The sequence below is a fragment of the Streptomyces sp. NPDC037288 genome (assembly GCF_055603265.1).
On the sequence record NZ_JBVJVY010000011.1, the window covers coordinates 154,723 to 167,447 of the forward strand.

10 protein-coding genes and 1 pseudogene are annotated in these 12,725 nt (G+C 71.6%); 5 read left to right on the plus strand and 6 right to left on the minus strand.

What is annotated here, in order from left to right:
• Positions 1-5 precede the first annotated feature (5 nt).
• From ACZ7GZ_RS16125 to ACZ7GZ_RS16135, 3 genes are read right to left on the minus strand one after another with little or no spacing between them, the layout of a single operon-like run.
• Positions 6-944: an N-acetylneuraminate synthase family protein gene (locus tag ACZ7GZ_RS16125; protein ID WP_471024566.1), complete on the minus strand. Its 939-nt coding sequence runs from the start codon at positions 942-944 to the stop codon at positions 6-8.
• A 13-nt stretch (positions 945-957) separates the two neighbouring features.
• Positions 958-2,310 carry a cytidylyltransferase domain-containing protein gene (locus tag ACZ7GZ_RS16130; protein ID WP_471024567.1) on the minus strand — a complete coding sequence of 451 codons (1,353 nt, stop codon included), beginning with the start codon at positions 2,308-2,310 and terminating at the stop codon, positions 958-960.
• Positions 2,311-2,351: 41 nt separating this feature from the next.
• Positions 2,352-3,665, minus strand: coding sequence for a DUF6716 putative glycosyltransferase (locus tag ACZ7GZ_RS16135; RefSeq protein WP_471024569.1), 1,314 nt, complete (start codon positions 3,663-3,665; stop codon positions 2,352-2,354).
• A 198-nt stretch (positions 3,666-3,863) separates the two neighbouring features.
• Here ACZ7GZ_RS16135 and ACZ7GZ_RS16140 point away from each other — a divergent pair, with 198 nt between their 5' ends.
• From ACZ7GZ_RS16140 to ACZ7GZ_RS16150, 3 genes are all read left to right on the plus strand, one after another.
• A complete protein-coding gene (locus ACZ7GZ_RS16140; protein WP_471024571.1) occupies positions 3,864-4,841 on the plus strand; it encodes a glycosyltransferase family 2 protein in 978 nt (325 codons plus the stop codon).
• The gene (locus ACZ7GZ_RS16145; protein ID WP_471024572.1) at positions 4,838-6,172 is read left to right on the plus strand and encodes an alpha-2,8-polysialyltransferase family protein; all 1,335 of its coding nucleotides are present in this window, start codon (positions 4,838-4,840) and stop codon (positions 6,170-6,172) included. The genes ACZ7GZ_RS16140 and ACZ7GZ_RS16145 overlap by 4 nt, the downstream gene beginning before the upstream one ends.
• Before the next feature lie 82 nt (positions 6,173-6,254).
• On the plus strand, positions 6,255-7,421 hold the full coding sequence (locus ACZ7GZ_RS16150) for an acyltransferase family protein (RefSeq protein ID WP_471024573.1): 1,167 nt from the start codon (positions 6,255-6,257) through the stop codon (positions 7,419-7,421).
• A gap of 30 nt (positions 7,422-7,451) precedes the next feature.
• On the opposite strand, the gene ACZ7GZ_RS16155 is transcribed toward ACZ7GZ_RS16150, so the two are convergent.
• Positions 7,452-8,102, minus strand: a complete 651-nt coding sequence (locus ACZ7GZ_RS16155; RefSeq protein WP_471024575.1) for a TetR/AcrR family transcriptional regulator C-terminal domain-containing protein — start codon at positions 8,100-8,102, stop codon at positions 7,452-7,454.
• 71 nt (positions 8,103-8,173) lie between these two features.
• Between ACZ7GZ_RS16155 and ACZ7GZ_RS16160 the strand changes: the two genes are divergently transcribed.
• Entirely contained in the window at positions 8,174-9,544 is a 1,371-nt protein-coding gene (locus ACZ7GZ_RS16160; protein WP_471024576.1) for an FAD-dependent monooxygenase, read from the plus strand.
• 157 nt (positions 9,545-9,701) lie between these two features.
• Here ACZ7GZ_RS16160 and ACZ7GZ_RS16165 read toward each other — a convergent pair.
• Positions 9,702-9,946: pseudogene (locus ACZ7GZ_RS16165) on the minus strand (LysE family transporter); the annotation flags it as partial.
• Positions 9,947-10,005: 59 nt separating this feature from the next.
• Complete coding sequence (locus ACZ7GZ_RS16170) at positions 10,006-11,586, minus strand: acyl-CoA mutase large subunit family protein (RefSeq protein WP_471024577.1); 1,581 nt, start codon at positions 11,584-11,586, stop codon at positions 10,006-10,008.
• Positions 11,587-11,665: 79 nt separating this feature from the next.
• Here ACZ7GZ_RS16170 and ACZ7GZ_RS16175 point away from each other — a divergent pair, with 79 nt between their 5' ends.
• Positions 11,666-12,598 carry a L,D-transpeptidase family protein gene (locus tag ACZ7GZ_RS16175; RefSeq protein ID WP_471024579.1) on the plus strand — a complete coding sequence of 311 codons (933 nt, stop codon included), beginning with the start codon at positions 11,666-11,668 and terminating at the stop codon, positions 12,596-12,598.
• The last annotated feature ends 127 nt before the right edge of the window (positions 12,599-12,725 follow it).

Sequence of the window (12,725 nt, forward strand, 5' to 3'; positions counted from 1 at the left end):
AGGGATCAGACCGTGACCGGCTCGCCGGCCGCCGCCGCGATCTCCGCCTCGGCGACGACGCCGGCGACGCGGCGCAGCTTCTTCATCGGGCCCAGCTCGGAGTCGTAGACCTTCTTGACGCCGTCGCCGAGGGAGGCCTCGATGGTGCGGATGTCGCGGACGAGGCGGGTGAGGCCCTGCGGCTCGACGGAGGCGGCCTGGTCGGAGCCCCACATGGCGCGGTCGAGGGTGATGTGACGCTCGACGAACACAGCACCCAGCGCCACCGCCGCGAGCGTGGTCTGCAGGCCGGTCTCGTGGCCGGAGTAGCCGATCGGGACGTTCGGGTACTCCATCTCCAGCGTGTTGATCACGCGGAGGTTCAGCTCCTCGGCCTTCGCCGGGTAGGTCGAGGTGGCGTGGCACATGAGGATGTTGTCCGAGCCGAGGACCTCGACCGCGTGGCGGATCTGCTTCGGGGTCGACATGCCGGTCGACAGGATGACCGACCGGCCCGTGGCGCGCAGGGAGCGCAGCAGCTCGTCGTCGGTCAGGGACGCGCTCGCCACCTTGTGGGCGGGCACGTCGAACTTCTCCAGAAAGGCGACGGCCTCGGTGTCCCACGGGGAGGCGAACCAGTCGATCCCCTTCTCCTTGCAGTACTCGTCGATCTGGCGGTACTCGTCCTCACCGAACTCCACGCGGTGGCGGTAGTCGATGTAGGTCATCCGGCCCCAGGGGGTGTCCCGCTCGATGTCCCACTGGTCGCGCGGGGTGCAGATCTCCGGGGTGCGCTTCTGGAACTTGACCGCGTCGCAGCCGGCCTCGGCGGCCACGTCGATCAGCTTGAAGGCGTTCTCCAGCTCACCGTTGTGGTTGATGCCGATCTCGCCGCAGATGTAGACGGGACGGCCGGGGCCGACGTCGCGCGAACCGAACGTGCGGATGCGGGAGTTGCTGCTCATGGGGGAGATTTCCTTACTTGGGGAGGGAATCGAGAGAGGGGCCGAGGATCCAGCTGGCGATCTCTCGGATCGCGCCGTCACCGCCGGGGACGGTGGTGACCGCGCGTGCGGCGCCGCGTACGACGTCGTGGGCGCTCGCGACCGCCACGGGCCAGCCCACGAGGGCGAAGCACGGCAGGTCGTTGACGTCGTTGCCGACGTAGAGCACGCGCTCCGGCGCGATGCCCTGCTCCTCGCACCACTGCTTGAGGGCGAGGTCCTTGCGGTCGATGCCGTGCAGCACCGGGAGCTTCAGCTTCCGGGCTCGGGCGGCGACCACAGGGTTCTGTTCCGTGGACAGGATCAGCATCTTCAGGCCGCTGCGCCGCAGGGCCGCGATGCCGAGTCCGTCGCCGCGGTGCACGGAGACGAACTCCCGTCCGTCGGAGTCGATCAGCACCCGGTCGTCGGTCTGGGTGCCGTCGAAGTCGAGGACTACGGCGTCGATGTCGTCGTAGGCGGGGAGCGAACCGGGGCGGTCCGCGTCGAACAGCGGGGCCAGGGCCCGCGCCCGCGCCAGGTCGTGCGGGTCGTCGATCTCCAGCACGCGCGCGGGGTCGGTGCGGACGAGTTCGGTACGGCCGAAGAAGCGGTGCCGGTGCCCCCGGAAGCCGGCCGCGTCCATCGCGTAGGCGGCGCCGGTCTCCAGGAAGTCCTGGGGGCGGTCCTGGCGGCGCGGGCGGTAGGACTTGTCGTGGTTGACGCCGTGGCCCGAGGTGGTCGGCGCGGGAACGGCGTGGCCGCCGCCCGCCACCGCGGCCACCGAGGCCGTGCCGGGCCCGGCGGCCGGGCGCGCCGTGCCGGTGACGTCTTCCGTGGCCGACGGCTCGCCGTGCGCGGCGAGTTCGTCGACCGCGTCCCGCCAGACGAAGCCATGGAACGGCGCGACGGTCAGCGCGGTGTCCGCACCCCCTTCGATCACCGCCGACGCGACACCGTCGATGTCCTCGCGGACGATGAACGGGCTGGTGCACTGCACGAGCAGGACCACGTCGACCGCCGCGCCGTGCAGTGCCTCATGGGCGTCCATGGCGTGCAGGACCGCGGCCTCGGAGGTCGCCGTGTCCCCGGCGATGGCGGCGGGCCGCAGCACGACCTCGGCGCCGGCCGCCCGGGCGGCGGCGGCGATGGCCTGGTCGTCGGTGGAGACGACGACGTCGGTCACCAGCCGGGTCGCCCGGCACTCGCGCACCGCGCGCGCCACCAGGGGGACACCGCCGACGGGCGCGAGGTTCTTCGCGGGCACGCCCTTGGAGCCGCCGCGTGCGGGGATCACCGCGAGCACCCGGCGCACCGAAGCGCCCTGGCCCGCTTCCGGGTTGGACATGGGGTCTCCTTGGAAGGTCCCTTGGAAGCCTTGGAGGGTCGTCACAGCTCCCCCATCCGGCGGATCACCGGGGCGACCCGCTGCACACCGTGGCGGTAGGCGCCACGCGCGGCGCGGCGCACGATCTGGCGGACCGGTCCGGGCTCCTTGTCGGCTGCGGGCGCGCCGGGCAGCGGGACGCCGTCGGGGCCGAGGTGGTGCCGGGCGAGGATGCCGGGCAGATAGCCGGGCGCGGTCTCGGGGGTGTAGTAGGGGTTCAGGGGCGGCAGGCCCCCGGGGCGGTCCAGCAGCCCGGCGATGCGTGCGCGGGCGGTGTCGAAGGCCGTGCCGTACGTCCCGTCGGCCGCGACGCCCTGCCGGGCCACCCACTCCTCGTCGGCCGCCGGCCGGTGTCCGGCGTCGAGCTGGTCCCAGGAGGCGAGACAGCCGGAGCCGGTGAAGTGGTGGTTGCCGAGCACCTCGCGCACGCCCAGGTCGGTCAGGATCACCGTGGGGATACGGCGGTGCAGGGCCTCCAGCGCGGCCGTGGAGCTGACCGTGACCAGCAGGTCGGTGCGGTCCAGCACCTCGCCCATGTGGCCGTACACCAGACGGAAGTTGTTGGGCAGGTCCTTGCCCTGCGCCAGCTTCTGGTACGGCAACTCCTCGATGTGGGTGGTGTGTTCGCCCGGCTTGGAGCGCAGCTTCAGCAGGACTTCGCGCTCGGGGTGCCTGCGGGCGTGGCCGATGAGCCGGTTCAGCAGGTAGGTACGGTCCTCGCGGCGGTCCGGGACGGACGGCTGGGCCGCGAACACCACGGTGTAGGGCTCGTGTTCACCGGTGTACGGCGCCCCGCCGAGGAAGGGCAGCGCGACCTCGGTGACCGAGGAGGCGTCGGCGCCCACGCCCTCGTACACGGCCCGGAACCGGTCCGCGTCATGGCGGGAGTTGGCGAGGACGAGGTCCGCGCCGTGCCGCAGCAGCAGCCCGTCGGCGAGCTTCTCGTAGACGACACCGACGTACCCGGTGACGACGACGGGACGCTTGCCGGCGCCCGTCCAGACGGCGCGCAGCCCGTGCAGCATCGCCTGCACCCCGCCGCCGACCAGCGCGAGGACGAGGACGTCGTACGACGAGGCGTCCATGGCGCGCAGGAACTCGACGCCGGTGACCTCGCGGAGGGAGTCCGCCCGGACGCCGACCTCCTTCAGCTGGCGGGCCGTCGGGGTGGCGCGTCCCCGCAGGAGGTAGCCGTCGAGCCGGATCTCGGCATCGGCGGGGGCGAGGCGCTGCGCGGTGAGCGCGCCCCACTTCCACCGGGTGTCGGAATCGGCGAGGACCGCGACCCGCAGGGACTTCGTAGCACTTGCTGGCACGCCGAAGACGCTAGGAAGCCATTCCGAGGTTCCGCCCAACCTGAACGCAACAAACGGTTAACAGCACATCGCCGAATGGCGAATCGAGTCGCGAAGGTGCGCGGAAAAGGCCTGGTTCACAGCTTCGCCACGTGCCGTTCACCCGGCATCAAGCAGACGGTCAAGACGAATGACGGGCTTCCCCCTAACGTCCCTGACGTGGTCAAGCTCTCCGTCATCGTGCCGTTCTACAACGTGCAGCAATACGCGCCCGACACGCTCAGGAGCCTGAAGGTGAACGCGCGTGAGGACTTCGAATTCATTCTCGTCGACGACTGTTCCCGCGACGGGACACCAGAGATTCTCGCGCGCGCGGAGCGCGAGCTGCCCGGGGCCGTCTACGTCCGGCACGAGCGGAACGGAGGTCTGGCGACCGCCCGCAACACCGGTATCGACCGGGCGCGCGGCGCGTACCTGACCTTCCTGGACGGCGACGACTGGCTCGCCCCCGGCTACTTCCCGCAAGCGGTTTCAGCCATGGAGGAGTTGGGCTGTGACTTCATCCGCACCGACCATGTGCAGTGCACCGCGAGGGCGCGTCAGGTGAACCGGGTGCCGGTCGGCCGGCGGAACGTGGTGATGGACCCGCGGGAGGCGATCCTGCCCGCCGACCGGTCGACGTCCGTGGACTACGCGTACGCGTGGGCGGGTTTCTACCACCGCCGGCTCGTGGACAAGGGGCTGCTGCACTTCACCGACGGGCTGCGCACGGCCGAGGACCGGCCATGGATCTGGAAGTTGCACCGGGAGGCGGAATCCTTCGCCGCGGTGAGTCTGCTCGGCGTGTTCTACCGGCGCGGAGTCGCCTCCTCACTCACCCAGATCGGTGATGTCCGGCAGCTCGATTTCATTCGCGCGTTCGATCAGGTCGTCGCGGAAACCGCCGAGGACCGGGACGCCGACCAGCTGTTGCCGAAGGCCGTCCGTACCTATTGCGCCATCATTTCCCATCATCTGGGATCCATCGAAAGGTTCGAGCCCGCGGTGGCGAAGAAACTGAAATCCATGAGTGCCGCCGCCCTGCGGCGCATGCCGCAGGACGTGCTGGACGAGGCGCTGGACTCCATGGACCTCCCGCGCGCCACCAAGCTGCGCCGGCTGCGCCGCCGTCCCGCTCCCGCGGGGGCCGCCGCGTGACCACCCAGATCTTCCAGGCGTCGACGCTGTACGGCACGGCCACGCTCGCCGCCGCCCTGGACTCCGGCGCCTTCCGCCCGGCCGGCCGGCGGATCCTGCTGGTCTGCAACAACGCGGCCACGCCCGAGACCACGCCCGCGCTGGACGAGGCGCCCGGCTTCGAGAAACTGCGCGACCGCTTCGACGACGTGATCTCGTACAACGAGACCCTCTTCCCGTTCCACCCGGGCGGCTGGGCCCCCCGCGGGGACGATCTGCCGCTCTGGGAGCGGTTCCTGCGCCACGAGTGGCAACTCGGCACCGACGACGTCGAGTTGGCGGTCGAGTCGATCCAGGTCAACCCGTCGCTGGCGCTCGCGCAGATCTTCACCGGCGCCCCGGTCACGGTCTACACCGACGGCCTGATGAGCTACGGCCCCACCCGCAACAAGATCGACCCGCTGGTGGGCACCCGCGTGGACCGGGTGCTGCACCTGGACCTGGTGCCGGGCCTGAAGCCGCTGCTGCTCACCGAGTTCGGCGTGCCGGGCGAGATCGTGCCGACGGCCGCCTTCACCAAGGTGCTCGCCGGACTCGCGCCCTCGGGAGACGGGTTGCCGGAGATCGAGGAGCCCGCGCTGCTGCTCGGCCAGTACCTCTCGGCCCTGGACATCCTCACCGCCGAGCAGGAGGAGGACCTGCACGTGCGGATGCTGAAGGGCGCGGTGGCGCTCGGCCACACCACGGTGGTGTTCAAGCCGCACCCGTCCGCCCCGGCCCGCTTCACCCGCTCGCTGGAGCAGGAGGCGGAGAAGCTGAAGGTCGAGCTGACCGTGCTCGACACGCCGGTCCTCGCCGAGGTGCTGTACCAGCGGATGCGTCCCGCGCTGGTCGTCGGCTGCTTCTCCACCGCCCTGCTCACGGCGCAGGCGCTGTACGGCCTGCCGGTCGCCCGGATCGGCACCGAGGTGCTGCTGGAGCGGCTGACGCCGTACGAGAACAGCAACCGCGTCCCGGTCACCATCGTGGACGCGCTGCTGCCCGACCTCGGCGACCGTGCCGCGGTCACCGGGCAGCGCACGGGCATGGACGTCGAGAGGCTCGGCGCGCTGATCCGCGCGGTGGGCTTCGCGATGCAGCCGAAGATCTACCCGCGGCTGCGCCCCGAGGTCGAGACCTGGCTCGCGCGGCACCTGAACCCGCACACCGTGCGCTACTTCAAGCGCCGGCGCCTGTCCTCGCTGGCCCTGCCCGGCGGGGTGCCCGCCCAGCTGGCGTTCATCCCGCGCAACGCGACGGTCCGCCGGGTGGCCCGCAAGGCGCGCAGCCTGCGCCGGTCGGCGCGCGGTTGACCACCGGGGGCGGGGCGGCACGCGCCGCCGGGGAGCCGTCAGCAGCTGGACCTTGCGACCGAACCAGGAGGGAACACCACACATGGCTGCCTCACGCCCCGGCCTTACCGCCGAACCCGGTCCCCTGATATCCCGGGTCATATCCCGGGCGGCCCCCGTCCCGCCGGCCTCCGGCGGGCGCCAGAGCCGTCTGCTCGCCCTGGACGGTCTGCGGCTCGTCGCGGCTCTGATGGTCTGCCTCTACCACTACGCCGGTCGCGGCGGCCCGGTCTCCGCGTCCTGGCACGGGAGCCCGGCCCAGCTCTTCCCGACCTTGTCCCGGGCGGCCGTCTACGGCAATTTCGGCGTGCAGTTCTTCTTCGTGATCAGCGGTTTCGTGATCTGCATGAGCAGTTGGGGCCGCACCCTCGGCGACTTCTTCCGCTCCCGCATCGCGCGTCTGTACCCCGCGTACTGGGTCGCGCTGGCCCTGATCACGGGGGCGTCCCTCGCGCTGCCCGTCGTGGTCCACCCGGTCCGGCTGGACGAGTTCCTCGTCAACCTCACCATGCTGCAACAGCCGATGGGCGCGGCCCGCGTCCTCGGCGTGTGCTGGACGCTCTGGGTGGAGGTGCGCTTCTACGCCCTCTTCGCCCTGCTCGTCGTCATGCGCGGGGTCACCTACCGCCGGGTCGTGCTGTTCTGCGGCGTGTGGACCACGGCGGCGGTGATGTGCAGTACGTCGGGCAACGCGCTCCTGCGACAGGTGCTCATGCCCGAGTACGCCCCCTTCTTCGTCGGCGGCCTGGCGCTGTACCTGATCCACCGCTTCGGCAGCGACCTGCTCGCGTGGGGCATCGTCGCGATGTCCTGGCTGCTCGCACAGAGCGAGGCCACCCGCGGCCTGTGGGGCCCGCACCCGCACCGTGACCCCTACGTCGTCATCCTGATCGTCACCGTCGCCTTCGCGGCCGTCGCCGCGGTGGCGGTGGGCTGGACGCGGTGGGCCTCCTGGCGCTGGCTGGTCACGGCCGGCGCGCTGACGTACCCGTTCTACCTGGTCCACGAGCACCTGGGCTGGTTCGTCATCCGGGTGCTGCACCGGGGCCTGGGCCTGCCCGCGTGGCCGACGCTGGGCGTGACCGTCCTGGGCATGCTGCTGCTGGCGTGGCTGATCCACCGGTTCGTGGAGAAGCCGTTCGGGCCACGGCTGAAGAGGGCACTGAAGGGGCGCAAGCCGGACGGCCGTTCACCTGGCTTCGGGGTGTGAACCGGCCGGCCGCTCAGCCGTTCCGTTCCGTCAGCTGATCCCGTACCGCGCCCCGATGCCCGCGACCACCAGTGCCAGCCCCTCCTCGAACTGCTCGTCATAGCCGTCGAAGAGCAGCTGTCCGACCTGCGCGGCGAGCGGGTACTCGGCCATCCGCCGGGCGCGTTCCTCGATGTCGTACCCCTCCCGGCGCTCGCCCGGGAGGGGCCTGACGCCCTGCTCCTCGGTGACGAAGCCGATGGTGTACACGTTCGCCGTACGGCCGGCGTGGACCGCCTGGACGAGGGTGAAGCCGGCGTCCGTCAGCAGCCGCAGGTTCGCCTCCAGCTCGCCGGCGTGGTCCGTGCCGGTGAAGCGTGAACCGCTGAACACCTTCGCCCCGTCGCGGTAGCCGAGCAGCGCGGCCCGCAGTCCGCGGTTCGCCTTCAGCAGTCGCTCCTGCCAGGTGTCGGCGGGATCGAGCGCGGCACCGGCGACCATCCGCCGGTACATCTCCGTCGCCATCTCGTCCAGCAGCGCCTGCTTGTCCTTGAAGTGCCAGTACAGCGCGGGCGCCTTGACGTCCAGCTCCCTGGCGATGGCACGCAGGGTCAGGCCGTCCAGGCCGACCTCGTTCAGCAGGCTCAGCGCGGTGTCGGCGACGCGTCGGCGATCCAGGGGGGCGCGTTTCTCGGGGCTCACACTTGACAGCTTAACAGCGTTAAGGGCACCCTCATGGACGACGGCACTTAACGACGTTAAGGAGACTCGTGATGGATGTCCTGATCGTGGGCGCGGGCCCGACCGGTCTGGCCCTCGGCATCGACCTCGCACGGCGCGGAGTGGAGGCACGGGTGGTGGAGCGGGCCGGGGGCCTGTTCCCCGGCTCACGCGGCAAGGGGCTCCAGCCGCGCACCCTGGAGGTCTTCGACGACCTGGGCGTGCTGGAGGCGATCCGGGCGGCCGGCGGTCCGTACCCGGCCCGGATGATCTGGAAGGACGGCGAGCGGGTCGGCGCGCAGCCGCTGTTCGAGCCGGTGGAGGCGGACGAGGGTGCGCCGTCCACCGAGCCGCTGATGGTCGCGCAGTGGCGGACCCAGGAAGTCCTGTACGCGCGGCTGGCCGAACTGGGGGGCGAGGTCGCCTTCGGGCGGGAGGTGACAGGCCTGGAGCAGGACGCGGACGGAGTGACCGTGCGGTTCGCCGACGGTGCGTCCGCCCGTGCGCGGTACGTCGTCGCCGCCGACGGCGGCCGGTCGGTCGTCCGGCGTGCGCTGGGCGTCGGCATGGCCGGAAAGACGGTCGACCCGGCGCCGTTCATGGTGGCGGACGTGCGGGTGAGGGGGCTCGACCGCGACTACTGGCACACCTTCCCCAAGGACGACGGCAGCGCCGTGGCCCTGTGCCCGCTGGCCGGCACCGACACCTTCCAGATGCAGGCGCGGCTTGCCGAGGGCACGGAACCCGACCTGTCCCTGGACGGCATCCGCAAGCTGGTCGCCGCCTACACGCACCTCGGCGCCGAGGACCTCACCGAGCTGCGCTGGGCCTCGGACTTCCGGCCGCGTACGGCGCTGGCGGACCGCTTCCGGGTCGGCCGGGTCTTCCTCGCGGGCGACGCGGCGCACATCCACTCACCGGCCGGCGGGCAGGGCCTGAACACCAGTGTCCAGGACGCCTACAACCTCGGCTGGAAGCTGGGGGCGGTACTGGGCGACGGGGCGCCGGAGGCGTTGCTGGACACCTACGAGGAGGAGCGCCGGGCGAGCGCGGCGGCCATGCTGGACCTGACGACCGGCGTGCACCACGGCGAGGTGCGGCGCGGAAGGGCGACCGTGCAGCTCGGGCTGGGCTACCGGGAGTCGTCCCTCAGCGTGGAGACGAGGAGGAACCCGACCGGGATCCAGGCGGGCGACCGCGCCGCGGACGGCACGGTGTCCGGCGTCCGCCTCTTCGACGCGTTCCGGGGCCCGCACTGGACGCTCCTGGGCGCGAAGACCCCCACCGCCGGCGTGCGGGCGTTGCCGACGGCGCCGGAGTCATACGGCCCGGGTGTCTTCCTGGTCCGTCCGGACGGGTACGTGGGCTGGGCGGGCGACTCGTCGGACGGGGTCGAGGCCTACCTGGCCGGGGTCGGCGCCTGACCGGCCCCCGCCGTGCTCCTGCCCTACGCGCTGGCCAGTGTCAGCTTCACCGCGGACCCCAGGAACAGCGCCCCGGCCGCCGAAGTGGCCGTGGCCGACAGCACCTTGGCGGCTGGACCGGGAGATGCTCTCCGACGGTCTGGTCCGGCCGGTCGGCACCGGCACCGGCGTACTTCACGATCCCGAACAGCACGGCGTTGGCCTTGAGCAGCGAGGCGACCCCGGCGGCGGACAGCGTCATCAGCACGGTGTCCCCGCACCACACCCCGGCGGCGGCGGTGTACCGGTCCGCACCCCGCGCCGGGCGGCGACCGAGAGCACGTACAGCGAGTTGGGCCCGGGCAGCAGGACGATCAGGATCAGGCCCGCGAGGTAGGTGGGGAGGCCGATGACGCCGAACACGGGAAGGAGTGTCGCACGGGGGTACGACACTCCGGTTCGGGGCGGGCCAGTCGTCTTGCTCAGAACACCTCCGAAGGCTCATAAGCCCCCCACACCCCGCGGAGCGCCCCGCACACCTCCCCCACCGTCGCCCGCCCCCGCAGCGCCTCCCTCATCGGATACAGGACGTTGTCCTCCCCCTCCGCCGCCTTCCGCAACGCGTCCAGCGCCGCATCCACCGCCCCCTGGTCCCGCTCGGCCCGCAGCTTCTCCAGGCGCTCCGCCTGCCGGGCCTCGATGGCCGGATCCACCCGCAGCGGCTCGTACGGTTCCTCCTCGTCCAGCTGGAAGCGGTTGACGCCCACCACCACCCGCTCCCCGGAGTCCGTCTCCTGGGCGATCCGGTACGCGTTCCGCTCGATCTCGGCCTTCTGGAAGCCCCGTTCGATCGCCGCGACCGCCCCGCCCAGGTCCTCGACCCGCCGCATCAGGTCGACGGCAGCCTCCTCGACGTCGTCCGTCATCCGCTCCACGGCGAACGAACCCGCGAACGGATCCACCGTCGCGGTCACGTCCGTCTCGTGTGCCAGCACCTGCTGGGTCCGCAGTGCCAGCCGCGCGCTCTTGTCCGTCGGCAGCGCGATCGCCTCGTCGAAGGAGTTGGTGTGCAGGGACTGGGTGCCGCCGAGGACCGCGGCCAGGGCCTGGACGGCGACCCGGACCAGGTTCACCTCCGGCTGCTGCGCCGTCAGCTGGACCCCGGCCGTCTGCGTGTGGAAGCGGAGCATCAGGGACTTCGGGTTCCGGGCGCCGAACTCCTCCCGCATCACCCGTGCCCAGATCCTGCGCGCCGCGCGGAACTTGGCGACCTCCTCCAGCAGCGTCGTACGGGCCACGAAGAAGAAGGACAGGCGGGGCGCGAAGTCGTCCACGGACATCCCGGCCGCCACCGCCGTACGGACGTACTCGATGCCGTCCGCCAGGGTGAAGGCGATCTCCTGGACGGGTGACGCTCCCGCCTCGGCCATGTGGTAGCCGGAGATCGAGATCGTGTTCCACTTCGGGATCTCGGCGGTGCAGTACTTGAAGATGTCCGCGGTCAGGCGCAGGGAGGGCTTCGGCGGGAAGATGTACGTCCCGCGCGCGATGTACTCCTTCAGCACATCGTTCTGGATCGTGCCCGTGAGCTGATCGGCCCGTACGCCCTGTTCCTCCGCCACCAGCTGGTACAGCAGGAGCAGCAGAGCCGCCGGCGCGTTGATCGTCATCGATGTCGAGACCTGGCCGAGCGGGATGCCGTCGAACAGCACCCGCATGTCCTCGATCGAGTCGATGGCCACACCCACCTTGCCGACCTCGCCGTGCGCGAGGGGCGCGTCGGAGTCGTGGCCCATCTGGGTGGGCAGGTCGAAGGCGACCGAGAGGCCCGTGGTGCCGTGGGCGATCAGCTGCCGGTAGCGGGCGTTGGACTCGGCGGCCGTACCGAAGCCGGCGTACTGGCGCATGGTCCAGGGACGTCCGGTGTACATGGTCGGGTAGACCCCGCGGGTGAACGGGTACCTGCCCGGTTCGCCCAGTTTCCCGGCCGGATCCCAGCCCTGGAGGGCCTGCGGCCCGTAGACCGGCTCGACCGGCAGTCCCGACTCCGACTCACGCGCCATGGATGCCTCCGCAGTACGTCCTGTCCCCCTCACCATGCCCCGTCGTTCGGCGGCGGTCACGCGGGGAAGCATCCCCGGCATGAGGATCTCGCGAAGACCGGCCGCCGTACTCACCTCGGCCGCCGCCCTTACCGCACTCACCGCCCTGTGCGGGTGCACCGTGCAGCCCACCGACACCGACGGCAAACCCCGGGCACCGGTGCACGTCCGGCCTCCGGAACAGACATCCGCACACACCTCCGGACAGACGTCGGGACTGACATCGGGACTGACATCGGGACAGACGTCCGGGCAGACACCCGGACAGCCGCCTGTGAGTCGCCCGGCGAATCCCACCCGGACGGCCCAGCAGTCACCGGCCGCGCCGGCCGCGCCGCCGCCCCGGGTGCTGTGGTCGCGCGGCGACAGCGGGCCGGGCGTGCGGGAGCTGCAGGCGCGGCTGCGCCAGACGGAGTGGCTGTTCGACGGGCCGACGGGGTCGTACGACGATCTGACCGAGCAGGCCGTCAGAGGCTTCCAGGGCAAGCGCGGTCTGCCGCAGACCGGGCGGACGGACTCCGTCACCTGGGAGCGGCTGGTGCGGATGACCCACACGCCCGGCACCTGGGAGCTGTATCTGATGGGCGGCCAGCCGGCCGGTGCGCCCGACCCGCGCTGCATGACCGGACGCGTCCTGTGCATCGACAAGACGACGCGGACGCTGCGCTGGATGGTCGGTGGCCGGACCCTGTCGACGACGGCGGTGCGGTTCGGGGCGCAGTACACGCCGACCCGGGAGGGTGTCTTCCACGTCTACTGGAAGGCACGGCACTGGGTGTCCACGCTCTACCACTCGCCGATGCCGTACGCGATGTTCTTCAGCGGCGGCCAGGCCGTGCACTACTCGTACGACTTCGCGGCGCACGGATACGCGGGCGGCTCGCACGGGTGCGTGAACGTCCGGGACGAGACGGCGATCGCCCAGTTGTTCGCGCAGGTGCGGGTGGGCGACAAGGTCGTCATCCACTGGTGACGACCGGCGGTGGGGCGGGATGCGGGGCGGGGGGGGGGGGGGGGGGGGGGGGGGGGGGGGTGCGGGGGGGGGGGGGGGGGGGGGGGGGGGGGGGGGGGGGGGGGGTGTGGGGGGGGGGGGGAGGACG